This window comes from Flavobacterium sp. B330r (genome assembly GCF_056824325.1).
Map to the genome: position 1 here is coordinate 416,740 of NZ_CP124860.1, position 26,674 is coordinate 443,413.

The 26,674-nt window shown below is 35.0% G+C and carries 23 protein-coding genes and 1 riboswitch; of the genes, 5 read left to right on the forward strand and 18 right to left on the reverse strand.

What is annotated here, in order from left to right; all coding sequences use genetic code 11:
- Positions 1-4: 4 nt before the first annotated feature.
- From QLQ95_RS01865 to QLQ95_RS01875, 3 genes are all read right to left on the reverse strand, one after another.
- Positions 5-1,351, reverse strand: a complete 1,347-nt coding sequence (locus QLQ95_RS01865; RefSeq protein ID WP_095928974.1) for a TolC family protein — start codon at positions 1,349-1,351, stop codon at positions 5-7.
- A gap of 326 nt (positions 1,352-1,677) precedes the next feature.
- Positions 1,678-2,151 (reverse strand): cupin domain-containing protein, encoded by a 474-nt coding sequence (locus tag QLQ95_RS01870; protein WP_482502389.1) that lies wholly within the window; start codon positions 2,149-2,151, stop codon positions 1,678-1,680.
- On the reverse strand, positions 2,148-3,146 hold the full coding sequence (locus QLQ95_RS01875) for an NADP-dependent oxidoreductase (RefSeq protein WP_095928976.1): 999 nt from the start codon (positions 3,144-3,146) through the stop codon (positions 2,148-2,150). The genes QLQ95_RS01870 and QLQ95_RS01875 overlap by 4 nt, the downstream gene beginning before the upstream one ends.
- Positions 3,147-3,238: 92 nt before the next feature.
- On the opposite strand from QLQ95_RS01875, the gene QLQ95_RS01880 reads away from it, so the two are divergent.
- Positions 3,239-3,616: a winged helix-turn-helix transcriptional regulator gene (locus QLQ95_RS01880; RefSeq protein ID WP_320492194.1), complete on the forward strand. Its 378-nt coding sequence runs from the start codon at positions 3,239-3,241 to the stop codon at positions 3,614-3,616.
- Between the two features lie 249 nt (positions 3,617-3,865).
- On the opposite strand, the gene QLQ95_RS01885 is transcribed toward QLQ95_RS01880, so the two are convergent.
- A complete protein-coding gene (locus QLQ95_RS01885) occupies positions 3,866-5,338 on the reverse strand; it encodes an aminotransferase class V-fold PLP-dependent enzyme (RefSeq protein WP_482502391.1) in 1,473 nt (490 codons plus the stop codon).
- An 84-nt stretch (positions 5,339-5,422) separates the two neighbouring features.
- Positions 5,423-6,415 (reverse strand): redoxin domain-containing protein, encoded by a 993-nt coding sequence (locus QLQ95_RS01890; protein ID WP_482502393.1) that lies wholly within the window; start codon positions 6,413-6,415, stop codon positions 5,423-5,425.
- Between the two features lie 42 nt (positions 6,416-6,457).
- Between QLQ95_RS01890 and QLQ95_RS01895 the strand changes: the two genes are divergently transcribed.
- Positions 6,458-6,607 (forward strand): hypothetical protein, encoded by a 150-nt coding sequence (locus QLQ95_RS01895; RefSeq protein WP_482502395.1) that lies wholly within the window; start codon positions 6,458-6,460, stop codon positions 6,605-6,607.
- 47 nt (positions 6,608-6,654) lie between these two features.
- A riboswitch (SAM riboswitch) is annotated at positions 6,655-6,755 on the reverse strand.
- A 227-nt stretch (positions 6,756-6,982) separates the two neighbouring features.
- Here QLQ95_RS01895 and QLQ95_RS01900 read toward each other — a convergent pair.
- The 4 genes from QLQ95_RS01900 to QLQ95_RS01915 all read right to left on the reverse strand — a co-directional run bounded on the left by QLQ95_RS01900 (position 6,983) and on the right by QLQ95_RS01915 (position 10,943).
- Positions 6,983-7,438 carry a response regulator gene (locus QLQ95_RS01900; protein WP_320492197.1) on the reverse strand — a complete coding sequence of 152 codons (456 nt, stop codon included), beginning with the start codon at positions 7,436-7,438 and terminating at the stop codon, positions 6,983-6,985.
- A 2-nt stretch (positions 7,439-7,440) separates the two neighbouring features.
- Positions 7,441-10,113 (reverse strand): PAS domain-containing sensor histidine kinase, encoded by a 2,673-nt coding sequence (locus tag QLQ95_RS01905; protein WP_482502397.1) that lies wholly within the window; start codon positions 10,111-10,113, stop codon positions 7,441-7,443.
- Positions 10,114-10,303: 190 nt separating this feature from the next.
- On the reverse strand, positions 10,304-10,507 hold the full coding sequence (locus tag QLQ95_RS01910; RefSeq protein ID WP_428237823.1) for a hypothetical protein: 204 nt from the start codon (positions 10,505-10,507) through the stop codon (positions 10,304-10,306).
- A gap of 175 nt (positions 10,508-10,682) precedes the next feature.
- Entirely contained in the window at positions 10,683-10,943 is a 261-nt protein-coding gene (locus QLQ95_RS01915; RefSeq protein WP_320492199.1) for a hypothetical protein, read from the reverse strand.
- Positions 10,944-11,168: 225 nt separating this feature from the next.
- On the opposite strand from QLQ95_RS01915, the gene QLQ95_RS01920 reads away from it, so the two are divergent.
- The 3 genes from QLQ95_RS01920 to QLQ95_RS01930 all read left to right on the forward strand — a co-directional run bounded on the left by QLQ95_RS01920 (position 11,169) and on the right by QLQ95_RS01930 (position 13,726).
- Positions 11,169-11,999: a helix-turn-helix domain-containing protein gene (locus QLQ95_RS01920; protein WP_482502398.1), complete on the forward strand. Its 831-nt coding sequence runs from the start codon at positions 11,169-11,171 to the stop codon at positions 11,997-11,999.
- A gap of 159 nt (positions 12,000-12,158) precedes the next feature.
- Entirely contained in the window at positions 12,159-12,992 is an 834-nt protein-coding gene (ygiD, locus tag QLQ95_RS01925; RefSeq protein ID WP_482504052.1) for a 4,5-DOPA-extradiol-dioxygenase, read from the forward strand.
- Positions 12,989-13,726, forward strand: a complete 738-nt coding sequence (locus QLQ95_RS01930; RefSeq protein ID WP_095928985.1) for an alpha/beta hydrolase — start codon at positions 12,989-12,991, stop codon at positions 13,724-13,726. The genes ygiD and QLQ95_RS01930 overlap by 4 nt, the downstream gene beginning before the upstream one ends.
- Positions 13,727-13,796: 70 nt before the next feature.
- Here the strand turns inward: QLQ95_RS01930 and QLQ95_RS01935 are convergent, their stop codons facing one another.
- The 9 genes from QLQ95_RS01935 to QLQ95_RS01975 form a co-directional block, all read right to left on the reverse strand.
- Positions 13,797-15,659, reverse strand: a complete 1,863-nt coding sequence (locus QLQ95_RS01935) for a TonB-dependent receptor plug domain-containing protein (RefSeq protein WP_320492201.1) — start codon at positions 15,657-15,659, stop codon at positions 13,797-13,799.
- Between the two features lie 130 nt (positions 15,660-15,789).
- Complete coding sequence (locus QLQ95_RS01940) at positions 15,790-16,929, reverse strand: exo-beta-N-acetylmuramidase NamZ family protein (protein ID WP_095928987.1); 1,140 nt, start codon at positions 16,927-16,929, stop codon at positions 15,790-15,792.
- A 210-nt stretch (positions 16,930-17,139) separates the two neighbouring features.
- On the reverse strand, positions 17,140-17,370 hold the full coding sequence (locus tag QLQ95_RS01945) for a hypothetical protein (protein ID WP_482502400.1): 231 nt from the start codon (positions 17,368-17,370) through the stop codon (positions 17,140-17,142).
- Positions 17,351-18,442, reverse strand: coding sequence for a serine hydrolase domain-containing protein (locus QLQ95_RS01950; protein ID WP_482502402.1), 1,092 nt, complete (start codon positions 18,440-18,442; stop codon positions 17,351-17,353). Before QLQ95_RS01950 ends, QLQ95_RS01945 begins: the two co-directional genes overlap by 20 nt.
- 4 nt (positions 18,443-18,446) lie before the next feature.
- On the reverse strand, positions 18,447-20,948 hold the full coding sequence (locus tag QLQ95_RS01955; protein ID WP_482502404.1) for a beta-N-acetylhexosaminidase: 2,502 nt from the start codon (positions 20,946-20,948) through the stop codon (positions 18,447-18,449).
- A 13-nt stretch (positions 20,949-20,961) separates the two neighbouring features.
- Positions 20,962-22,443 (reverse strand): glycoside hydrolase family 10-like protein, encoded by a 1,482-nt coding sequence (locus QLQ95_RS01960; RefSeq protein ID WP_482502406.1) that lies wholly within the window; start codon positions 22,441-22,443, stop codon positions 20,962-20,964.
- Between the two features lie 69 nt (positions 22,444-22,512).
- Positions 22,513-22,656 (reverse strand): hypothetical protein, encoded by a 144-nt coding sequence (locus QLQ95_RS01965; protein WP_172426867.1) that lies wholly within the window; start codon positions 22,654-22,656, stop codon positions 22,513-22,515.
- A gap of 123 nt (positions 22,657-22,779) precedes the next feature.
- On the reverse strand, positions 22,780-23,607 hold the full coding sequence (locus QLQ95_RS01970) for an alpha/beta hydrolase (protein WP_428237828.1): 828 nt from the start codon (positions 23,605-23,607) through the stop codon (positions 22,780-22,782).
- Between the two features lie 55 nt (positions 23,608-23,662).
- Positions 23,663-26,578, reverse strand: coding sequence for an FAD-binding and (Fe-S)-binding domain-containing protein (locus QLQ95_RS01975; protein WP_482502409.1), 2,916 nt, complete (start codon positions 26,576-26,578; stop codon positions 23,663-23,665).
- Positions 26,579-26,674 lie beyond the last annotated feature (96 nt).

The following is a 26,674-nucleotide window of genomic DNA, read 5'->3' on the forward strand; positions in this document are numbered from 1 at the left end:
TGTATTAAAGTTTACCCATTGCATATTGAAGTGAGTAATATTGAATGATTAAATCTAAATTGGCGTTTACAAGTGAAATTCGAGAGTTGTTCAGCTGTAATTCTGCATCAACAATCTCGCTGATTAAAGCAAAATCGTTGTCGTAACGGCTTTTTACAATTTTATAATTGCTCATCGACAACTCCACATCTTTTTTGTAGGTTTTGATATTTTCTTTGCTTTCTGCATATCTCACATAAGCATTTTTAACTTCGGTCGTAATCTGGTCTTTGGTAACTTCTAGGGCTATATTACTTTTATCGATTTCCAGTTTATCGCCGCTAATGCGATGTTTCAGATTATAGAAACTCGAAATATCCCAATTCAAAGAAAGTCCCGCCGCCCAATAATTGAGAATGTTTACATAATTGGGCCACTGCGCTGGATATTCGGTATTCAGAATAACATTTGCATTTAAGCTTGGCTTAAATCCGCTTTTGGTGAGACTTAGTGACGATTCAGACAACTTGATTCTTATATCTGCCCGTTTCATCTCTTCCCTGTTCAGAAAAGCTTCTTCCAAACTTTGCTGCAGGTTCATATTTTCTGTCGGAATCATGCTTTCCGTTACTTCTGGCTTCAGAATCGTATTGGTTGGAAAACCGATTAAAATATCCAGATAATTGCTAATCAGCTCAATCGTATTGGTGCTTCTAAAAACCGAAACCTTAAAATTAGATTGCTGCAACTCGGTTCTCAAGAGATCACTCGTAAGGTTCTGACCATTTTTTACACGTGATTTTAGCTGATTTATTCGAATATCGGTATTAATAATATTCTGTTTGGTAACCTCAATCTGACGATATAATTTCTCAAGTGTAAAATATTGTTCTGTAATCGCATTCTTGACATCGGCTTCTGTCATTTTTACAGCAGATTCCTGCATTTCACTGATTAATTCCTGCTGATTAATTCTAGTGTTTATGGCATTTCCAGCGTAAATTGGGAGTGAAGAAACAATATTGGCAAAACCTTGATGATCGTAATAATCTACGGTAACATTTCTGGCATAAAATCCTTCATAGATTTTAGGATCACCAATATAATTGTATCCACCGTTTAAACTTATTCTTGGCGCTTTGGCAATTTTGGCCTGACTGACATTTTCATTTGCAATAGCCAAATCTGCATTGGCCAATTTTAATTGCCGGTTGTTTTTAATGCCCAATAAAATGGCTTCATCCAATCTTATTTTTTTAGCAGACGCCAGACTGATCGTATCCTGCTGCGCAAAACTTACATTGAGGCTGCAGCTCAATAAAAAAAGAGCTAAATGCTTTAAACGAAAAACTTTAAACCGCCAATAGCTCATGAGATGATATTGATTTAATTTTGCACTTTTGGGAAATTTGCAATCAACATTAGCAGAACTTTCGAGAGAATTAAATTTTAGCTAGGCGGAAAAATTACGATGGTTAATTTGGATTCTGCTATTCCAACATTATGATTTTCGTATAAATTTAAACAATTCTTATTCAATACTTTATAGTATAAACACTCAAAATTGTTTCATTTTATAAAATGGAACAACTTCGAAGGTTTCTAAGCCTATTTTAAACCAAAAAAATGCAACAATCAAATGAGATTATTGCAATTTTACAAATAAATCAAAATGTAGTTATCGGCGTATAATTTATATTATTCTGCTTTTGCGGCGTCCAATAAAATCGCCAATTGAATACAAGGCGAATCCGATCGATTGCTCCAAGCGTGATTGGTTCCGCGCTGAATTACAATATCTCCAGCTTGCAGTAAAGTCTCTTCTTCGTCTACAATCAAATAAATTTCACCCGAAATAATGATAATGTAATCTAAAGTATCAGTCTGATGCATTAACGGATGTGGCTCTCCTTCGAGAGCAACAATTCCTAAATCTTTGTCGGGCGGAATCTGGACATAACGAAAATAACTTCCGTTTTTAGGCGTATTTGGAAAAGCGGTATTTTCAATAATTTTCTCCTCAAATCTTGCTGGCGTCGTATCTGTCGACCAGATATCTGAAATGATTAATCCTGGAAAATGTTCCGACACATTCGAAACGATTTCATCTTGTTCTATAATCGATTTTCCGTCTCGTAAACCTGTTACGATTCTTCTTGGTATTGTTCTCATTCTTGATTAATCTGCATTATTAATTTTCTGCCACTGGTTTTGTTTTCTCTCAAAATAGTAAGTGCTTTATCTACTGTTTCTTGGCTCAACCCTCCAATTACATTAATATTTGGCGGTGTAATTATTTCATTTTCTAATAAATCACTCAACTCTGTTAATCCGTTTTTATAGTAATCGTATTGTTTTTCAACTCCATACGCATAATTTGAAATATTATGAATTGTAGCACCTCTCGAAAAGAGAATTCCACGCGATTCTGGGGTAGAAAAATTTGTGACATCAATATACTTTCCGTTTATTTTTAAAAGTTTTGCAGCAATTTCTGCAACATGATTTCCAACTAAATCAACGGCGATATCAAATTTTTTATTTCCGTTTAAAGAAAAAGCGGCTTCGTAAATTTCTTCTTTTCGATAATTAATGATTTGTTCTTGTTTAACGCCAAGATTTATCAAAGAAGCGATACTTTCTTCGTTTCCAGCTGTAACCACAAAATTGGTAAAACCTTTAGCAATAAGCAGTTTCATAAAAACATTCCCTACTCCACCAGCACCGCCCGTAATTAATATCGAATCGGTTAAAGAAGCGTTCATTCGCTTAAAAGATTGCAAAGCCGTGAGTCCAGCTGATGGAATTCCTGCCGCTTCTTCAAAAGAAATATTCTGTGGTTTCTTTACTGCAATTCCTGCTGGGACACAAATATATTCGGCATAAGTACCGTTTGATCCCATACTTCCAGAGCCGCAGAAAACAGCGTCTCCAATTTTAAGCTCCGTTACCTCATCACCAATTGCTGTTATAATTCCAGAAAATTCTCTTCCTAAAATTGGCGAATGTATCAGCTTCCTTTCAGAACCGTTTTCGGTCATTTGATAATCTATCGGATTAAATCCTGAAGCCACAATCTTTACCTGAATCTGATGTGATTCTGGTTGTGGAATTACCACTGTTTCCAGTTTAAATTCGCGGTTTTCCTGTAATACAATTGCTTTCATTTTTATCATTTTAGTTTACAAAAGTATCGCCGTAATGCCTTATTTTTGTTATGGGTTAACCCAAGGTAACCGGTTACCAAAGAGAAACTAGTATGGCAAAAATTAACGATAACGGAGTACTTCGCGAGGCCAATTGTTCTGAAGAACTGATGGCAATGCGTGACAGTCTTGATGTTTTGGGCGGTAAATGGAAATTGATGATTCTAAGGTTTTTAACCAATAGAACGCATCAGGTGATTCATTTTAAAAAAATGCAGCGTGAAATTGATGGTATTTCGGCTAAAATGCTCAGCAAAGAACTCAAAGAACTGGAAACCAATTTACTTATTACCAGAGCCGAACAAAATACCAAACCTGCAACTGTCGTTTACGCCATTACCGAATATGGAAAATCCGTGCTTCCTGTTACAGAAACCTTAGTCAATTGGGGATTGGCGCATAGAGAGAAGATTATCGAGTCGCATAAATAATTCTAAAAAACATTCCGTTAGGAATGTCTGGTTGGTAGAATCAGATTTCAACGCACATTTGCACGTTCCGTAGGAACGTCTGATTAAGAGCGCAGATACATAATTCAATTATACAGGTGTCCCTACAGGACACAACGTAAAACACAACCATTTTTTTTCTACCGACGAGATATTCCTACGGAATATTATCTCATTGGAAACCTGACAGGTTTTAAAAACCTGTCAGGTTTAGAACTTAACTAACTATACTTAAACTAACTTAAACCATTCGTTTACTTCTCTTGCGATCGTATCTTTAATTTCCGGATTTTCAAATTCATTTGAAACCGGATTATATTCATAATCTTTTTTCCATTTTTTATAATTCAGAGCTACTTTTTCAATTGCATCGCAGGTATAAAAAAGCTCTTCATTGCTCATAATCGGATGCAGTGACAAACGCACCCAACCTGGTTTATTGGTTTGATTTCGCTGCAATAATTCATTGGTAATTTCTGCCGATTTCTTTTCGTTAATATTGAACAGATAATGTGCATAAGTACTCGCACAGGACCAGCCGCCACGAACCTGAATTCCGAAACGGTCATTTAAAAGCCTTACGATCAAATTATAATGAATGTCTTCGATCACAAAAGAAACACAACCAATTCTTTCTGTAGTTAAATCTCCTAAAATAGATAAACCTTCTATTTTTTGAAGTCTTGAAAAACAAAGATCAAGCAGTTCTTTTTCTCTTTCTTTAATTTTCTCCACGCCCATTTGCTCTTTTAATTCTAAAGCCAATGCTGTTCTAATAACTTGAAGAAATCCAGGCGTTCCACCATCTTCTCTCACTTCTATTACATCGCTGTAACAATATTTTCCTAGCGGATTGGTCCATTTTACATTTCCTCCGCCCGGATTATCCGGAAAATCAGATTGGTATAATTTTTCATTGAAAACCAAAATACCACAAGTTCCAGGTCCTCCTAAAAATTTATGCGGAGAAAAGAAAATAGCGTCCAATTGTTCTTCTGGATCTTTTGGATGCATATCGATTTTGACATACGGCGCCGAAGCTGCAAAATCTACAAAACAAAGTCCGCCGTTTTGGTGCATGATTTTGGCTAGTTCGTGATAAGGCGTAATAATTCCTGTAACGTTCGAACAAGCCGTAAACGAACCTATTTTTAAGCTTCTGTCTGCATATTTTTCAATTACTTCAACAAGAACTTTTGGATCAACCAAATTGTTCTCATCAGGAGGAAGAATAACTACTTCGGCATTGGTTTCATACCACGAAACCTGATTAGAATGGTGCTCCATGTGCGTAATAAAAACCACAGGTCTGTCTTCTTCCGATTTTGTTCGAAGTGCCATAATACGCTGCAGTTTTGATAAAGCTGCCGTCATACCGCTTCCAGTAGTTACCAAAACATCTGATTCGTTGGCATTAACCGATTTTTTAATAATATCTCTCGCATGCTGATAAGCATAAGTAGAGGTTTTTCCTGTCTGACTTGAAAGTGAATGCGTATTGGCAATCATTGGACCAATTTTATTGAGCATTATATCTTCGATCGGATGGTATAATCTTCCGCTGGCAACCCAGTCTGCGTAAACCAGATTTTGTTCTCCGTAAACCGATTCGAAAGTATGATCAATTCCTACTGTATTTTCTCTAAACTTAGAAAAGTAACATTCAGGCTCTGTTGGTTTTGTTGTTGGCTCAATCGCATTCATTTCCTTATCATTTTAAATTAACTAATATGTATTCCTTCTCAATTTTTGTCATTTCGAGGAATGACAAAATTGCGTATTTCTTTATTAAATTTTATTTTCTAAAAGCGTTTTTAGTGTAGCTTGTAATTCTTCTCCGTGCAGATTTTTAGCGACGATTATTCCCTTAGAATCCACTAAATAATTTCCTGGAATAGCTCTTACACCGTATAATTTAGCAACAGCACTGTTCCAGAAAAGCAAATCTGAAACATGTGTCCAGGTTAAATTATCATCTTGGATTCCTTTAATCCAGTTTTCTTTCTTTTTATCTAGAGAAATCCCTACAATGTTGAATCCTTTATCATGAAATTCTTTGTAAGCGGCTACAATATTCGGATTCTCTCTTCGGCATGGCCCGCACCATGAAGCCCAAAAATCAACTAGAGTATAACCTCCCTTTAAATTGTCATAAAGTCGAACTGGCTTTCCGTCAGGATCATTGGCTGTAAAATCAGGGGCTTTTTTACCAACTGCTAATCCGTCTAAAACAATAGCCAGTTCTTTTAATTCTTTCACGTAAGTGGTATTTTGAAGACTTTTATCCAGCAAAGCAATATTTTGTGTAATCTGCTCCGGCGTTAATCTATAAGACCAGTTTCTGTACAATACATAAGCCGAAACAATAGATTTTGGATGTTCGGTTATGAATTTACTGATTTCTACATCTTTGCTCTTTTTATAGATTTCGAACAAATCTTGAGAAGCCGAACCTTCAACTACAGAAGCAGTATAATATTTCTTCGGACTCAGTTTTACTGCAATCGGGTCTTTTTCAAGAAAAATATACAAAGGCGAACTTTCTGTATTGACACTTAATCCGTATAATTCTGGTGTTTTTACTTTTGTTTTAAAACTAAAATTTCCATCTTTTACTTTTACCGAATCGATTGTAGTAAACATTTTATTGTGAAACTTTTGCAGGTAAACGTATTGCGCTACGGTATCGACAACAGTCCCTTTTAATTGTAAATTATTTTCCTGCGCTTGAGTTTGAAAAGCTCCAAAAAGCAAAGCAAAACCGAATAGTATTTTTTTCATTTTATTTTTAGTTTTAAGATTAGACAAAAGAATTTTAGGCCAATGAAAAAAGTCATTAGCGATATTGTTGTTTATAAAAGAAATTGGAGAGAAACTAGTCTTTTCGCTTTCAGAAAAAAGCAAAACTGTTTTCTTCAAAAATGGAATTCAAGAGTTCATAACTGGCGTACAAAATGGATTCTGCTTTCATAATAAAGATTTTAAATTGGATGATCTTAAACAGATTTACGGAGAAATCTTTCTTATCTACCCGCACACAGCGGAAGGATTTAGCACCTTATTCGGCAACAGGTTGCTAAGACTTCAATGGGCCTATTCCCTCAGTCTTTCTGGATAAGTATCATTATATAAATTTTCTGTGATACAAATATATATTAATTCTACCGAATTAGTCAAGTTTAAAATCATTTTTTTTATTTTTTTTTATTTTTTTTTATTAAAATAACCTTTCAATACAATTCAAGATTTTAAAAATCAACATCTTAAAATAAAAAACACTTTTTAGCAAGCCCTTTTTTTATAAAAGAAATTCATACGTTTTGCTTTTCAAGAAAAGAAAACATCGTTTTATTCTGCAAGAAAAACATGCAAATATTTATTCTTTTCAAGATTTGAAAAAGTTTCTTTTACTCCATTTTCAAGGTTTGAAGTAATTAATCTCAAGACCTGTTTTAAGTCGTCAAAATTATTTGGTTTCACAAAATAGCAGAGCGCTCCAAGATTGGCAGCCGTATCCATATCATTTATGTATGAAGAAGTAGAAATCATAATTACAGGAATATCTCTATATCGTTCTTCTGATTTTAATTGCTTCAGACATTCCCAGCCGTTCATAACTGGCATATTTAAATCTAGAAAAACAATTTCTGGAATCTTCTCCTGATTTTTCAGCGTATTTAGCACACCGCTACCATTTTCTGAACAATGACAAACAATACTTTCATCTATTTCTGCCAATGCTTCGCAAAACATTTCTGCATCATCCTGATCGTCATCTGCCAATAAAATCATCTTTTCTTGCATACTTAAATGTCTTTTACTTTTTGCTCAAATGGCAATGTTATAATAAAAATGGCTCCTTTATTAGCAATTCCTGTGGCTGTAATACTTCCGCCGTGACGTTCGGCTATTTTTTTGCAAAGCGATAACCCTAACCCCGTTCCTTCATAACGATCCTTAGAATTTAAGCGTGTAAAGGTTTCAAAAATTCGTCCTGTTTGATCAAGATCAAAACCAATTCCGTTATCTTCTACTGTAATTATCGCAATTCTGTTCCCTTCTTCAATTTGTTCTGTTGCTGTAATACTTATTTCTGGCGGAGTATCTTCTTTAGCAAATTTAATAGAATTATTAATAAGATTATAAAACAGCTGATACAACAATACTGAAGCACCTTCTATAATAGGAAGTTCTTCAAAATAAATGGTCCCATTTGTATTTTGAAGCGCAATTTCAAGATCTGTTTCTATATTTTTAATAACTTCATTTAAATCGACTATTGTCGTTTTTTGCGAATCGGCATTCATTTTCGAATACGCTAATACACCATCAATCATATTAAACATTCGATCTGCCGCGACATGAATTCGTTCAATATATTTTGATGAAGATTCGTCAAACTGTCCTGCCATATGATCTTCTAGACGGCTTAAAAAAGTTTTTATCTTTCGAACCGGTTCTTTTAAATCATGCGAAGCAACATGCGCAAACTGCTGTAAATCGTCGTTAGATCTTTGCAGTTCTTTAGTACGATCTTTTACCAAAATTTCAAGTTTTTCAGTAATCGATTTTTGTTCATGAATATCTGTACAGGTACCAAACCAATTGGTAATGATGCCTTCTTTATCTCTAATAGGAAGCGCTTTACTTAAAAACCAGCGGTATTCTCCTGTATTGGCATTTTTTAAACGAAATTCCGTCTGATAAGGAACTCCGGCATGAACACTTTCGTACCACATTTTTGACACTAAATAAACATCATCTGCATGTAATTTTGAAATCCAGCTTGGATCTCCAAATTCATCTTCTATGTAACCCGTATATTCGTACCAGCGGCTATTGTAATAATCAACAAAACCTTCTGAATTGGCTGTCCAAATAATTTGAGGAACCAAATCTGCAAGCTGTCTAAATCGTTCCCCACTTTCTGCAATAACATTTTGAAGTTCTTTCTGCGAAGTAATATCACTCGATGCACCAAACCATTCAATAATTTTTTCTTGATCGTCTAATATCGGTACTACTCTAGAGAAAACCCAGCTAACAGAATCGTCTTTATTTATAACCCTGTGCTCCATTTCAAAAATGGATTTTTCTACTATCGATTTAGAAATAAGATGTACAGCCATCTGCAAATCGCTTGAATGAATAAATTTATCCAACCAATTGACACCACGTTCTCTTTGAGTGGCCAAGCGTCCGTCTCCTTCTAGATCTTGCATAATCATCCAATCGGCATCCATTCTATAAACCAAATCAGATGATGCGTTGATTAAAGCTCGGAAACGGCTTTCACTTTCTTCCATTTTTTGACGTGCTACAACTTGTTGCGTAACTTCAACCGCCACTTGTATCATTCCTGTTATCTCTCCATCTTCAATCAACGGACGATAAGCCAAATTATAATAATAGTTTTTTAATTCACCTGTACGATTGTGCGGTACCAAAACTTCACTTTGATCAAAAGGAATTCCTTCATTATAAACCTTTAAAACTTGTTCCCACACATATTGTCCTTCGAGTTCTGGCAAAACATCAATCAGTCGCATGCCAATAATTTCTTCTCCTCGTCCAATCATTTGCAGCATATGCTTATTGATCTGCTCAATAATAAGATCATCACCTTTAAGCACTAAAGTCGGAGCTGGCGTTTGATGAATCATTTTGCGAAAACGATTCTCACTTTGCTGCAATTTTTCCTGTGCTTGCTTGCTTTCTGTAATATCACGTGTTGTTCCAGCAACAAACTCTACTTCTCCATTTTCATTAAAAACGGGAACAAAAATATAATCGTAAATTCTTCTTCCCAGTTCTGCATGCGGAAAAGAAACTGTTCCTCGAAGTGGTTTTTTCGTAGCCACTACAGTATCTATTTCTTCTTCATGCATTTCGGCATGCCAGTCCTCATAACCATTTTCAATTAATCCGCGTCCGATTGCGTCTTCTTCAGACTTGCCCCACATCGTCAATAAAGCTTTGTTTGCGTAAGTAAATTTATAATCGAGACTAAATACGTAAACCAGATCAGGAGTTCCGTTTAAGATAGAATTGTATAGCCTTTTTTGTTTTTCTGCATCAAGCAATGCATTATGAAGCGCTGTTTCGGCATGTTTCTTCTCTGTGATATCTTCCATGGTTACCACCAAAACATCGTCTTGTTTTACAGCAGTAAATCTGAAACATTGTTTGTTGGTTTCTTCTCCATACCATTGTTCAAAATTGGCTGTAACTCCAGTTTCTGCAGTTTCAATAAACTGTTCTAAAATATTGGTTTTATTTATTTTAGAAAAAACTTTACTGAATGGTTTTTCTTTGTATTCTTTATCATCAATCCAGTTGATGATATAAGTATTAAACAATAATATTGAAAAATCTTCTATTTTGCCTTTATTATCGTACAAAGACTTTAAAACTGCTATTCCATTTGGCGCAGAATTAAAGACGGTTTGAAAAAGGTCTAAATTATTTATTAGCTCCATTATCGTACTAAATAAAGGTAATTTCTAAAGTTGTTTAATAAAAAAAAGGCATTGAAACGGTTAAACTGTTTCTCAAATATAGAGAAAAACGTTTTTATTTTTAACATTCGTTCAATTCTTTTATCTGATTCTAAAATCAAAAAAGCTGAATCATTAAGATTCAGCTTTCTACTATTTTTTTGCCGAATAATTATTTCGTAATTGTATCGGCTTTAACTGTTACAGTTGTATCCATATTAATCGTATCCACTTCTGGTCCAACGGTATCAATAGTGTTTTGAATAGAATCATTTTCGGATGAGTCTATTGTAGTGCTTTCGTTCTTTTTACAAGAAAATGCTAGTCCCGTAAGAAGAATTAAGAAAGCAAGTTTCATTTTTATTTGCCTTTTCATAATCCTAATATTTTTAAATAAATATTTTCTTCTTTAATACTATAAAAATACTCATTTCCGCCTTTGCGCTTTTTACACAATTTCATTAACTTATTATATAACAAACTTTTTAATTTCTTATAATTTGCGATAAGTAAAAAAAAGAGCAGAAAATTTCCGCTCTTTATTTCTATTTTTAGTCTGTTTTTGTTGCTTCATTTTCAGCAATGTCTCTATTTAAATTATTTTTATGCCTAAGTTCTTCGTAATCGGCATCATCTCCCCAATCTCCCGTGTTTTGCTGGTGCAGAGGATAATCTGTTTCGTTTAGGTGTTCGTGCTTATTTTCATCATTCGGAAAATACATCTGATATCCTAAAATAGGATCCCAATTGGTTTCTTGCGTACGATCAATTCCATCTTGGAATAAATCGTTTTTTTCATCTCGTGTATCCATTTCTAATTCTTTTTATACCATCAAAAACTGAAAGTATGATTATTACTTTGTTTTCATAGACTCGTAAAATTGAAAAAAATAGCTCGAAAATTTGTTACATGATTTTGTATAAAATTTATATGATTCTATTTCAAGGCTTTAATTATTTTTTCCCTCTTTGTTTTTTATCTTCAGCAGAATGTTCTAAGAATAATAATTACCTTTAAAATTCTATAAAATTGATCTATGACTGAGATTTTCAAAATGTTTAAAATTACAACTGCCGAATCTGAAAAAATTATGCAATCGGTAAACGAACCTCATGCACATGATTTTGAAGAACTTATTATTGGAAATAAAGGTCAGCTGGAACATTTTATAGATTTTCAATCCAAATTAATCGAAGCGCCTTTTATCAGTTTTGTCACTCAAGGAAAAATTCATCGCGCAAAACCTCTTGTAAAAGATGGTAATTGTGATATGTGGGTTTTACGATTTAAAAGTGAATTTATTGCCGAAACTACTTTTAGCCTTTATGCTTCCTTTCATGACAAAGCAAATATTAGTTTGCAGAGCAATCAGTGTTTTGAAAAACTAGATACGATCTGCAAAATTATTTTTGATGAATACCAACAAGAAGCTCCTGATCTTGCCGTTATCAAACAATTATTGAGCGCCCTTTTTACTATTATTGAATCGGAAAGACGCAAATTGAATTTGAATAATGATGAATCGAAAAAAATTCAAAGTTCTACGTTTAAAAACTTTCTGAGATTACTAGAAGAGCATTACAAAGAATCTAAAGACGTTAATTTCTATGCAGAAAAGCTCTTTATGACTTCGCGCAACTTAAATAATATCTGCCAGAATATTCTACAGCAAAGCGTTTCGGAAATTATTGAAACCCGAAAATTGACTGAAGCCAAAAACTTATTAATGACCACCGATAAAAACATTGCCGAAATAGGTTATGAACTCGGTTTTAATGAAAAAACCTATTTTACGCACGCTTTCAAACGAAAAGCAGGAATGACTCCAACCGAATTTAGAGAAGAAATGAAGAAGCTTCTTTCTTAAAAACACAACCTTTCTTCCGAAAATCGTTACCTCTTTGGTTATAATTAAATGCAATTTTGTATCACAAATAAAAGATACTTTTTAAGCAATTAATTATAAAAAATGAATCGTAAAGATTTTCTAAAAACCATGGCAATTTTACCTATCGGAGCTGCAGCAATGAAACTGAGCTCACTCAAAACGGCCGTAGATACTTTTGGCCCAACAGAACGAATGCCAGTACTTTTTCTTGGACACGGAAATCCCATGAATGCATTGGCAGATAATAATTTCACGCAAGGTTTTCAGCAAGTAGCCAAAACATTGCCAAAGCCAAGAGCCATACTTTGTATTTCGGCGCATTGGGAAACCAAAGGAACTTTTGTAACAGCGATGCAAAAACCACCCACTATTCATGATTTTGGAGGTTTTCCGCAGGCACTTTTCGATGTGCAATATCCTGCGCCTGGAAGTCCCGAATTGGCTTTGGAAACACAAAAACTGATTACTTCAACTTCGGTTGGTTTAGACAATAGCTGGGGATTGGATCACGGATGCTGGACGGTGGTAAAATTTCTTTATCCAAACGCCGATATTCCAGTTATCGAAATGAGTATTGATTATACGCAACCTGCCTCATATCATTATGAATTGGGGAAAGAATTGGCTGCCTTGCGCCGAAAAGGTGTTCTTATTGTTGGAAGCGGAAATACGGTTCACAACTTGCGTCTAGCGGCATGGGACAAAATGATGGTTCCTGGTTATGCCTTCGAATGGGCGCATATTGCAAATGAAAAAATGAAAAGCATGATTTTGGACAATGACCATAAATCGCTTATTCAGTTTGATAAACAAGGACGAGAATTTGAATTGGCGGTTCCAACACCAGAACATTATCTTCCATTATTGTACATTTTATCGCTTCAAGAAAAAGACGAAAAAGCGACTGTTTTTAATGACGAACTTGTTGCCGGATCACTCAATATGATGTCTGTAAAAATAGACAAAGCATGAGTATAAAAAAGCCTTTTTGGATAGCATTTGCTGTCCTTATTACCTTATCAATTTTCAGTTTTACGATTATGAATTCAACCAAAGAAAAAACTAAACTGCATTATTTAATTAGAGAACCAAAAATAAAAACGGCAAATCCGCCTTTGGTGATTTTGCTTCATGGCGTTGGCGGAAACGAACAAAATCTCTTTTCGTTTGCTCCCGAATTGCCAGATAACTTTGTCGTAGTTTCTGCGCGTGGCCCGCTAACTTTCGGCCCAAATAGTTTTGCTTGGTTTCAGGTAGATTTTTCTACTGGAAAACCTCAAATAAATGCTGAACAAGCAGAAAAATCAAGAGTAATGCTGATTGATTTTGTTACTGATTTAAAATCTGAAATCAACTTTAATCCAGATGAAGTTTATTTAATGGGATTTAGCCAAGGCGGAATTATGAGTTACAGTGTTGCGCTTACTGCTCCAGAAAAAGTAAAGGGAATTGCTGTAATGAGCGGAAGACTTTTACCAGAAATACAACCGTTTATGGCAGATGAAAAACGTCTTGAAAATCTTAAAATCTTCATTTCGCACGGAAAACAAGATGCCGTTTTAAATTATCAATATGCCTTAGATGCTTCTGATTTTCTAAAAACAAAAAACTTAAATCCAAATTTTCATTCTTACGAAGAAGGCCATACCGTAAATAAACAGATGTTTGATGATGTCAATCTTTGGCTAAAGAAGAATAACCTTTAATAAAAAAAAGCCTGTAAACGTAATATTTACAGGCTTTTTTACAAAAAACTAATTTCCTAAATCAAGTAATTTAAAAAGTAACTAATTTCACTCCCAATGTAAACCATCTAGAAGGCAGCGGCACTGCTCCTACTTCATAATACGTTGCATTAAAGATATTTTGTCCATCTAAGAAAATGGTGAATTTATTAATTGACTGACTTACTCTAAAATCATTTACCCAGTAAGAAGGTCCTGTAATTCTTTCGTTAAAACGAGTTGCAAACATCACAGATAAGTTTTTAAACTGATAATCTATCGTGTTGGTGATTTGATGTTTTAATGAAGAAATGGAATACTTCGAATACGTTTCTGTACGCGCTGTTTTAAATTCAGAATCTAAATAGGTGTATCCTAAAAGGATGTTCAGTCTAGAATCTTTAGAGAAATCGAATCTGTAAGTTCCACGCAAATTGATACCGTTGGTGTTCAAATCTCCTGTGTTTTGACTTTGCCACGGCTGCGTTGTAAGATTACGCATCCAGTCGATATAGTTGTCTATTTTTCTGTAGAAATAATTCGCATTAAAGCTCAAAGCTCTTTTGTTGTACTTAAACCCGATTTCGCTCTGAAACGCGTTTTCTGAATCTAATTCTGGATTTCCGATATTTCCCGTCTGTTTCAAGTATAAATCGGTAAACGAAGGAATTCTTTGGCTTGTTCCTACATTACCAATAATCTTAAATGCATCGGTAATGGCATAACTAGCATCGATTCCTGGATAAATCTGCCATTTGTAATCGGAATTATAGTTTAAATATGTTCCGATATTTACATCTAGTTTTTCAGTAAAACTCGTTCTGTATTCTGCATACAATCCAACATTTTCACGATCGTGATCTCCAATGTTTGAAGAGTGAATGTTTTCGTTTCTAAACTCCGCTCCAAAACCAATTTCTCCTTTAGATAATTTAACCGTAGAGTTCAATTCTCCCGCAATGGAATTCGTATAGTGCTGACTTCTTCCAACAGCCAAATTTGAGTTTCCTAAATAACGGTAATCATCATAATTGTATCTGTACGTCACTCTCGGCATAATTTTCCAACTGTCCGTAATTTGATGATTGGACTGAATGTTGGCAAATGTAGTCTGAACAATTTCGGTTGAGTTTTTATCTCCAGGCGCAGCGTAAAATCCGTTTGCACCAAATCCGTTATTGATATAACCTGCAGAACCTAAAATTTCGTTTTTATCATTGATCTGAACATTTCCTTGATAGAAAATTTTGTTGTTTTCGAATGCTGTATTATAGCGGTATCCGTTGCTTTTATCATGCGAAGCAAAAAGTAAATGCTGCTGTTTTTCTTTGCCTAAAACAGCTCCAGCCTGAATTCCTGTTCCGTAAAAAGTATCGCCTGTATCTTGCGTATCTTTTTCGAAATTAGAACTTGCATAAGTGCTTACCATAAAACCAGAATCGGTTGGTTTTTTGGTAATAATATTAATTGCTCCTGTTAAACTGTTAATTCCGTAAATTCTCGCAGCTGGACCACGAACTACTTCTATTCTTTCAATTGCTTCAACCGGAAGAGGCAGATTCAACATATTATGGGCAGTTTGCGAGTCGATTACTTTTGCTCCGTTTAGCAAAACAACGGTTTGCTCAAAACTTCCACCGTCAACACTAATGTCGGCTTGAGTTCCAAATGGTCCTCTTTGTCTGATGTCTACACCGTTTGCATATTGCAATACTTCTTGCAACGTTCTTCCTGGCAGTTTTTTAATGGTTTCGCTCGAGATAACATATACATTTCTGTTTTGTTTAGAAATTGGTGTATTAAAACGGCCTTCATTAATAATAACTTCATCCATTTGGTTGATGGAATCGTTCTTTGTCTGTGCGTAAAAATTGGTACAAATTACTGTAAAGACAGCAAAATAGATCTTTTTCATTTTGGTTTACTATTTTTTTTGCAAAAGTAGTTTCTTACCGTACCAATAAAGCATACCAGTTTTATAATTATAACTAGTCCGGATGAATAAATGATCTATTTTGCTACAATCTAAGCAAATCTGAGAGATATTACTTATAAATCAAATATTTAGCACGCATTTTTTTAAATGTTGCCACACCTTCTTTCCAGCTGTTTCTAATTTCTTCTTCCGAAATTCCGGCTTCAATTTGCTGTTGCAGTTTTTCGTTGCCAGCACGAATGGCAAATTTTCTTTTATCAAAAAACTTCGATTTATCAGAAGTGGTCTGATAGGCTTTAATTAACCATTTTATTTCTAATCTGTTTATTTTTGGAATTGCAGATAAATCTTCTCCGTTACATTCCACGCCTTTATACAAAGGATCTTTATCGCCAAAATTAGGTTTTGGAGTAAAAGCAAAATCACTTTTAGGAAGATAAGGTGAACCATAAATCTGAAATTGCTTTTCGGTTCCGCGTCCCATGCTCACATTGGTTCCTTCAAAAAGACATAAACTCACATATAAATTAATCGATTGATCGTTTGGTAAATTTGGCGAAGGCCTAACGGGAAGACTATAGGTGCTTTTTCTAGTATAATTTAAACACGGAATTACGGTCAATTTACATTGAATTCCATCTTTCAGCCATTTCTGTCCGTTGATCATTTTTGCTTCTTCGCCCAAAGTCATTCCGTGCAATAAAGGCGTTGGGTGCATTCCGATACCGCTTTTAAAAGCAATGTCCAAAACCGGACCGTCAACAATCGCGATATTCGGATTGGGACGATCCAGTACAATCAGTGGAACATTGTTCTCAGCGCAAGCTTCCATAATGCGGTGCATTGTAGAAACATACGTGTATAATCGCGTTCCAACATCCTGCAAATCAAAAATCATAATATCGATTCCTTTTAATTGCTCTGGTGTTGGTTTATTGTTTTTTCCGTATAATGAAGTAATGGATAACCCTGTTTTAGAATCGATTTCGTCAGATACATGTTCGCCCGCATCCGCCGTTCCTCTAAAACCGTGTTCTGGTGCAAAAATGGTTTTGATTTTTACTTTTTGTTCTACTAAAAAATCGACTAAGTGTTTTTCTTTAGTGATAATTCCCGTTTGATTGGTAACGATTCCTACGGTTTTGCCTTTCAATAAAGGCAAGTATTTTTCAGAATTCTCAGCGCCGGTTTTTATTTGCTGCGCAAAAGAAACTGCTGAAATTAGTATGCAGATTATTATATTTTTCATAATGTTTATGTTTTTTTGCCACTCCCGATAGCTATCGGGATAAAAGAATTAAAAAGGATTTTTTTATTTGGCTGTGCTTAGTTTTTCACGCAGATTTTGCAGATTCTAGCAGATTTGTTTAAATCTTATAATCTGTCTTGATCTGTTTAAATCTGTAAAATCTGCGTGAAACAAGAAATCTTTTTAATTTTTTTAATCTGGGGCTAAATTTTAATTATTAATTTGCCTCCAGATTTTAGCACTAAAATCGTCTTTGTACATTAATCGGTTTGTTCTTGTTGGATTAACTCGATTCGTAAGAATAATTAAAAATCTATTGGTATTTCTATTCATAAAGAAAAAAGTTCCTGTAAAACCCGTATGTCCAAAATCGTCTTTTGTAAAAAACTCGTCTGGTTTTCTTTTATCAAAACCTAAACCTCTAAATTCCTTCTTTCGCAAGCGGAGAATCGGTAAACTCTTTGACAACATTTGCTTTTAAAATCTGTTTGCCTTTATAATTTCCGTTGTTCATGAGCATTTTGCAGATTACGGCAATCGATTCTGCGTTGGCGAACAAACCTGCATTTCCAGAAACACCGCCAAAAATTGCCGCTGCTTCATCGTGCACATAACCTTTAATAGTATCTTTTCTGAAAAAATTATCCACTTCAGTTGGCATGACATTATCTATCGAAGTCCATTTTAACGGATTGTATCCAATTTTTGAAATTCCCAATTCGGTATAAATTTCATTTGTGAACTGATCAAGTTTTTTGCCTGTTTTGGTTTCAATCATTTGCTTTACCAAAAGCAAGTTTAAATCGCTGTACAAATATTTCCCTCTCGGATTTGTATTCGCCTTCGCAATCCTTTCATAAACTGATGGATAAAATTCTGGATTCAGCCACATATTTTTATAAATCTGAACCCAATTTTCTTTTGGTTCAAAAACCAAATATTTAGAATCGTAAACAATGTTTTTGTTTACGTACATATTGTCAAACTGCTCAGGATATTGCTCTGATTTTTGATTGCTCAGCAAAGGCGAATTATCTGGCGTGGAAAGCAATGCTTGATAAAAAGTAATACTTGGCGTTAATCCTGAAGTATGCGTTAAGAGTTCAAAAAGCGTCAAATCCGAAATTGCTGTATTTTTGTACATCGGAACAATTTGACCAACTTGGTCTGTCAATTTAATTTTTCCATCTCCAACCAAACGCATTGTAACTAGCGTTGCGCCTAAAACTTTAGACATTGAAGCTAGATCAAAAACGTCATCTGATTTTACCAATTGCTTTTTGGAATAATCGTGATAACCGTAATTTTTGTAAATCAAGTTAAAATCTCCTGTTCCTACGATAATTTGTGCTCCTGGAAAAAAACCTTTTTCAAGAGCATTTGTCATCATCGAATCGATGTAAACTTCATTTCTTTTTACATCAAAAGATTGCTTTGCCTTTTTCTGTGAATAACCATTTATTCCCAAGAAAATCAAGGAAACCATTATAATTTTGACACCAATATTTTTCATAGTACTACGGATTAATTTTTAAGTCCTGCCCCGCCATCAAAGGCTCATTATTGGTTCCTGTAATTTGAATTCTAACTGCTTTTACAGGCTGTTTCGGATAAATGGATGCATTTCCGTAATCGAAATTATCGCCTTTTATAAAATCAGTTCCATTATATGAAAACTCAACAAAACCGTTGTTAATGATAAATCTCGGATGATGCGGAATTCCAGTTAAAACATCAATTTTAGAAGAAGTTACAGGATTAGTAAAAGTATACAAAATCCAATCGCCGTCTTTACACGCAACATCGGTACGCAAGTACGTTTCTTCATTATAATCCTGCAGATTCGCAATTGGAAACTTCGGATTTTCTGCCATCGACGAAGTCACTTTTACTTCTGGTTCCTGATAAGGCGAACAATTGAATTTTACATTTGCAGCAGACTTTTTCTCTTCTTTATTTTCAACCGTAAAATCTAATCTATAGATATTTTTTTCGTTATAATTTTCAATTAGAAATCTCAATCGAGGTTTTGATTTTAAAGCTTTTTCGTCTGCGTGAGTCTGAACTAATTTATCATTTTCAAAAAGCGAAACATTTTTGATTGTTCCGTTTGCTCCATCATCTGTCGGATTAAAAGTCAGATACCAAATGCCCTTTTTATCCACATGTTCTGAGATATTTTCAGAAATAGTCAGAACTTCTGCTTTAGATGTATTCCAAGTAGCAACAGGCAATTTCTCCACTTTTACCGCTGGACTTGCCGACGTTTCATTGAAAAAAACTCTAAACATATACTGCTCGTAATCTTTGGTCTGAATTGGTCCAGTGTACAAAGCCGATTGTCTTGTTGGCTCATTTCCGTCTTTATCAAATCGTACAATAGCACCTTCATAAGGTGGTGCTACAGTAATCGTTCCGTTTTTATAAATAGCTGTTGGGGGAAAATCTCTAAATGCAATTCCCATATCAGCCAATCTTTTTAAATGGCTATTGGTTAATCTTCCATAAAAATCATCCCAGTTTTTATCTTCTTTTTTAGACCATCCAATTTCAGACAACGCACTGATTCTCGGATAACTTTGGTATTCCATGATTCTTGCTGGGCGATCCAGATATTCGCTCCACAGAGCACCTTGAACTCCAATTATATTTTTTTGTTCTTCGGGTGTTAAATCGGCATCAGGAATTGGTTCAAAAGAATACGCTCTTTTTGTATCGGTAATTGCCGCCCATCGATGGCCGCGTTCTGTTTCAGATTGTGCCATATCATAATACGTAAATTGTCCTGGCATCATGATGGTTTTGTATCCTTTTTTAGCCGATTCAATTCCGTAACTAATTCCCTGCCAAGCAGAAATAAGAGTATTTGGATTGATTTCTCCGCCTTTCAGAATTTCATTCCATCCATCTGTTTTTTTATGGTATTTATCGACAATCGTTTGAACTCTTCTAAAGAAATAATTCTGAAGCTGAAAACTATCTGTAAATCCTTCTTTTGCCATTAAAGCTTGACATTTTGGGCAATGTTCCCAATTGGCACGATTCACTTCGTCTCCCGCAATATGGATATATTCAAAAGGAAATAGTCCAGAAACTTCTTTGATTATTGAATCCAAAAGATCATAATTTTCTTCACGCCCTACACACCAAACATTTTTTACTTCTCCCTGAACACTTTTAAGTTCCTGCGTTATCGCACAACCCACTTCTGGATATGAAGCCGTTACCGCACGCGAATGTCCCGGAATTTCAATCTCTGGCATAACCGAAATACCACGATCTGCAGCATAAGCTACGACTTCTCTAATATCTTCTTGTGTATAAAAACCGCCATAACGTTTATCTCCCGAACCATAAGACGGCAATAGAACTTCTCCTGGTCCTCTCCAAGCACCTTTTAAAGTTAAATCTGGCAATGATTTGATTTCGATTCTCCAACCGTTATCATCTGTTAAATGCCAATGAAAAACATTCATTTTATGAGCGGCCAACCAGTCGATATAATTTTTTACGGTTTGTTTATCGAAAAATTGTCTTGAACAATCGAGCATCATTCCGCGCCAATCAAAACGAGGATAATCTTCAATTTTCACAAACGGAACAGTTCCTTTTTTAACTTCTTTTGCAGAACAAATTTGCAGTAAAGTCTGAAATCCGTTTAGAATACCTTTATCCGTTTTTCCTTTTACGAAAATTCCTTTTTCATTTATTTCTAATTGATAACCTTCATCTGGAAGATCCAATTTCTTATCTACTAGAAATGAAATAGTATTTTTTCCGTGTTTTTTTCCAATGGAAACAATTGGGGCAATTCCTGTATTTTTTGAAAAACCAGCTGTGATATAATCGGCGCTATTTTTAAGTTTTTTGTCTACAACAATTTTTAATGGCGAAGGCAAAACAAACTCTCCCGCACTTTGCTGAACGGATACAGGTTTCGGAATTAGGTCTAATTTTTGGGCTTGTACAAAACTAAGCGAACTTAGAAATACGGCTAATAGAAGAATACTTTTTCTCATTTCTTTTTATATTTTATTTTGTTGAAAATTCAATCGGACTGCTTTCTGTCTGAGTCTGACTCAAAGCGGTGAGCGCATAAACATAGTTTTCCAAATCTGGGTTTGGCACTTCTAGTTTTAGAGCCGTTGTCACATAATAAATATTCTGAGGATTTGAGAAATCGGTAATTTTTCCTTTTGGAAATCTGTAAATCACATATTTTTTGTCATTGAAAGCCGCTTTCCAAGTTAAAACTGCTTTATCACCTTTTTTAACTATTACTGCATTTGTTGGCGGTTCTGGTTTTAATCTCGTAATTCTGTTTGCTTCTGGAGTTAAAGCGATGTATTTGTATTCTTTTTGAAGAAGAGGATTTCTAAGCGTATCTCCTTTTTTTAGGAAAGTCGAAGCAGTAAAATGCATTGAACCATCAATTTGAGGCATTTTGCGAATCATTTCAATCTGCTTTACAATTTGATCAGGACTTCTCCATTCCGGTTCTTTAGCAGTAGTTGAAATTTTGTAATCGCCATGACCCACGTAAACATTTGCTCCATATTTGTGTTCTGCCCACCATTTTGCTAGAACTTCAAAATTAGCTCTGTCAAAACCAATGTGCCAATAGATTTGAGGCGTTACATAATCGATCCAATTCTCTTTTTGCCATTTTAAGATATTCGCATACAAGTCATCATAATTGGTTGCTCCTGCTTTTGTATTAGAACCTTGCGAATCTTTGGCAATATTTCTCCAAACTCCAAATGGCGAAATTCCGAATTCGACTGCAGGTTTATTGGCAATAATAGTATCTCTGATTTGTTTGATGATTAAATCGACATTGTCTCTTCTCCAATCGTCTTTGTCTTTAAACTGGTGCGGTTCTTTAGCGAATGCTTTTTCATCTGGAAATTCCTGCCCTTCAATTTTATAGGGATAAAAATAATCATCCATATGCACGGCCTGAATATCGTATTTACGAACAATCTCGCCTACAACAGAAGCAACAAAATTTCTGGTTTCTTGCAAACCTGGATTAAAATATCTGGTTTTTCCGTACGTCAGGAAAAGGTCTGGTCTTTTAAAATATAGGTGATTTTTTGAAAGCGCATCTCTTACCGTATCTTTCTGAACACGATACGGATTAAGCCACACATGAACGTTCATTCCGCGTTTTCCTGCTTCGTCAATCATCATCTGCAAAGGATCAAAACCTGGCGCAACGCCTTGAGTTCCTGTTATCCAATGTGATGCTGGTTCTTTTGTCGATTTGTAAAACGTATCGGCAGTTGGGCGAATTTGAAAAATTACAGTATTCATATTATAAGAACGCAGATTATCCAAAATGGCAATCATTTCGTTCTTCATTTCTTTGTCTGATAATCCTGGTTTAGAAGGCCAGTCAATGTTTTCTACGGTAGAAATCCAAGCGGCTCGCATTTCTCTTTTTGGAGACTGCTGACTGAAAATTTTGGTCTGAATCAGCAATACCAAAATCATAATTTTTAGGCTTTTCATAAATTATTATTTTAGGTAGTTAGTATAATATTTTTGGCAGAAAATTTTAACCGCAAAGAGCGCAGTGGTTTACGCTATGTTCGCAAAAGTTTTATTTTCTTTTTTTTTTAATCTCGCAAAGGCGCAGAGGCGCAAAGTTTTTTCTTTTTTTATTCTTTGTCGGTTATTTTCTCTCGCAGATTTAGCAGATTTAATAGATTTAATTTTTGACAAAAAAATCTTTTTTAATCTTTTAATCTGTGGCAAAAAATACCTAACAGGTTTTGAAAACCTGTTAGGATAACCAACCAAAATTTATGCATTACGAATTATCGGTAGTTCGCAATGCACTTAACATTACTTTGTTTTTATGTTTTCGTTGAAGAAATCATGAAAAAATAAAAGCTGATATTTTAAAGAATTCTCCCAGTATTTAAGATTATGTTCGCCTGGACGTTCGATATAATCGTGATTTATTTTTAGATCCAGCATTTTTGCATGCAGTTCTCTGTTTACTTTCATAAAGAAATCATCAACTCCGCAGTCAATAATCAGTTTTAGTTTATTGTCTTTTACCAAGTCTAACATATTGGTCACGGTATTCTGATTCCAGTTTTCTGGGAATTCGGTAATTGGACCTAATCGTTTTTTGATATCCCAATTTTCAGGAAACGGACGAAAATCTACCCCTCCGCTCATACTTCCTGCCGCGCCAAATACATCTTGATGTTTAAATGAAAGATACAAAGCACCATGCCCACCCATGCTTAAACCTGAAATGGCTCTTGCTTTACGGTCTGCAATTGTTCTGTACTGTTTATCAATAAACGGAACCAGTTCTTTTACCACATAAGTTTCATACTTAAAACTCGGGTCTATTGGACTGTCAAAATACCAGCTTGAGTAATTTCCGTCTACTCCAACCACTATAAATCCGTATTGATCCACTTGTTTTCCCAGCTCTTTAAAATCTTTTGCCCATGAAGCATAATTTCCGCTATAGCCGTGAAGCAGATAAACAACTGGAAATGCTTTCTTGCTCTTTTTATAATTGTCCGGAACTACTACACAAGTTTTAATGTTCTTCTGCATCGAAGGACTAAAAACTTGCAAAGTGTCAACCTTCGCCGCTTGGACTGCAAAGGCTATAAAAAGAAGAAAGAAAGTGTAAATTGTTTTTTTCATAATTGATGTTTTTATAAAATAATATTTTTGAAAAGCACTGGGAAAATACAAAAAATTATTTCAAACAATCTTTTAAAATAGTTACGGGATGCATGGCCTTTCTGCTCGTTCCGTCAAAAATCTGATGGCGGCAACTGGTTCCTGCGGCTGCAATTTCTGTAGATAACTCTGTTGCCCTGATTTTCGGAAACAAAGTATCTTCTCCCATCTTCATACTGATTTCGTAATGTTCTTTTTCATATCCAAATGAACCCGCCATTCCGCAACAGCCAGAATTATAAATCGTAACCGTATTATTTTTTGGAATATTCAGCATCGCAAAAGAAGCTTCTACGCTGCTCAATGACTTTTGATGGCAATGCCCATGAATTTTGATATTTTTCTCTTTTTCAGAAAACTGATCTTCGTGAATTTTTCCGTTTCCAATTTCTCTTTTGAAAAACTCTTCGACTGTAAAGGTATTTTTAGCTAATTTCTCCGCGCTTTCCTTATCTGCAGCCAATCGGATATATTCGTCTCTAAAAGTCAATATTGCCGAAGGTTCAATTCCGATTAAAGGCGTGTTTTCAGAAATTATATTTTTAAACGTATTGATGTTTTTATTGGCAATTTCCTGTGCTTCTTCCAGAAAACCTTTTGATATAAAAGCTCTTCCGCTTTCTTCATGATCAATTACAATTACCCTGTAACCTAATTCTGTTAAAAGTTCGTACGCATCGATTCCGACTGAAACATCATAATAATTGGTAAATTCATCACAAAAAAGATAAACATTCCCATTCTCAAAAGAGCTGTTTGTGTTACGTTTTTTGTTCTTTTCGTACCATTTTCTAAATGTCTTTGGAGCCAGTAACGGCACTTGTCTTTCAGGCGCAATTCCCATACGCTTTTTAACGAAAGAATGGTTGGATGCCCAATTGGTAACGGATGGCACAATACTTCCCAATTCATTCAATTTTGAATTGAAAGCAAAGATTTTATTTCGGAAAGAAAACCCGTTTGCTTTTTGGTATTGGTATAAAAATTCAGCTTTTAAAGTTGCTACATCTACGTTACTCGGACATTCGCTGGCACAGGCTTTACAGCTTACACACAATTCAAAAACCTTATACAATTCTTCGTGATCGAATTTATTTTCTTTTTCCGAATTCGTTAGATATTCTCGTAAAGCGTTGGCACGTGCACGCGTTGTATCTTTTTCATTTCTTGTAGCACGATAACTTGGACATAAAGTTCCGCCTGCTGATGGCATTTTTCTGCAATCGCCCGAACCGTTGCATTTTTCTGCGGCGCGTAAAACCCCCAAACTATCTGAGAAATCCTGAATTGTTTTTATTTCCGGTTCTTCTCTTCCTGCTTCAAAACGAAGGTTCTCATCCATTTTAGAAGCATTTACAATTTTCCCAACATTCAAAATGGTATTGGGATCAAATGCTTTTTTTACTCGTTTTAGCAGTTCATAGTTTTTATCGCCAATCATAAAAGGCAGAAACTCGCCTCTTAAGATTCCGTCGCCATGTTCACCGCTTAACGAACCTCTATATTTTTTTACCAGATGCGCTACTTCAGTAGATAAATTTCTGAATTGATGCAATCCTTCTTTTGTCTTCAAGTTTATCTTCGGACGCAAATGCAGCTCTCCCGCTCCAGCATGCGCATAATAAATGGCACTTTGTCCGTGTCTTTCCATCATCGCTGCAAAATCGGCAATGTAATTGGGAAGATCACTTAATTCTACTGCTGTATCTTCAATAGAATCGGCTGCTTTATCATCGCCCACAATACTTCCTAAAAGTCCAAGACCTGCTTTTCTTACCTCGTTTACTTTGTCAATATCGGTTCCGTAAATTTTTGGCAAGGCATATCCAAAACCATTAATTTGAAGATCTTTAATTAAAGCATCGGCTTGCAATTCGGCATCTTCCATACTAATGTGCGATCCAACTTCGAGCATAATCACTGCTTTTGGTTCGCCTACAATAAAAAATCGGTTTTTAGCCTGTTCTCTATTGGTTTTTGTACAATCTAAAATCGTGTCATCCATCATTTCGCAAGTGTACAAATGATGTTTCATGGCAGTGACAACGGCTTCTAAACTTTCTTGAATGGTATGAAAATGTGCCACAACCATAATATTGTGTACTGGCGGCAAATCGTCCACTTTCAAAGTGACTTCTGTTGTAAAGGCCAAAGTTCCTTCACTTCCGCAAAGGAGTTTTCCTAAATTGATGGTATCTTCAGTTCCCGAAAAAAGTTTCGATTTCAGTAGAACATCAATTGCATAACCGGTATTTCGTCTGTGAATTTCTGGTTTTGGAAATTCTTTTAAGATTTCTTCCTGATTTTCTTTGTTCGAAAGTTCGTCGTAAATCGTTTTATAAATTTTATTTTCTAAAGAATCTCCTTTTGTTTTCTCGATAAATTCATCCGAAGTTAAATCTCTAAATACTGCAGTAGTTCCGTCACTTAAAACGGCTTTTATTTCTACAATTTTATCTCGGGTAACACCATAACGAATTGAAGTTGTTCCCGACGAATTGTTTCCGACCATTCCACCAATCATGCATCTATTGGTTGTGGATGTAGTTGGAGCAAAAAAGAGTCCGTGCGGTTTTAAATATAAATTCAGTTCATCACGAATTACTCCAGGCTGAACCGTTATGGTTTTCTTTTTAGGATCAAAAGAAACAATTTTATTAAAATGTTTTGAGACGTCTACAATGATTCCGCTTCCAATAGTCTGTCCCGCCAAAGATGTTCCTGCTGTTCTGGGCGTTATGGAAATTTTATTTTTGGAAGCAAACCGAATAATATTTACAATATCATTTTCTGATTTTGGAATGGCCACGGCAAGAGGCATAATTCTATAAGCAGAGGCATCTGTGGCATATATTTTTTTATGAAGGTCATCATAAAAAAGAGTTCCTTCTAGTGAAGTTTCTAATTCTTGTAATTGGAGAGAATCGGACATTTAATTGGTTCTGTTGCTTTTGGTTCTTTAATAAATGTTTTGTTCCTGTTTTGCTAAAAAGCTATTCGGCAAAAACAATACATTCTAAATTTTATT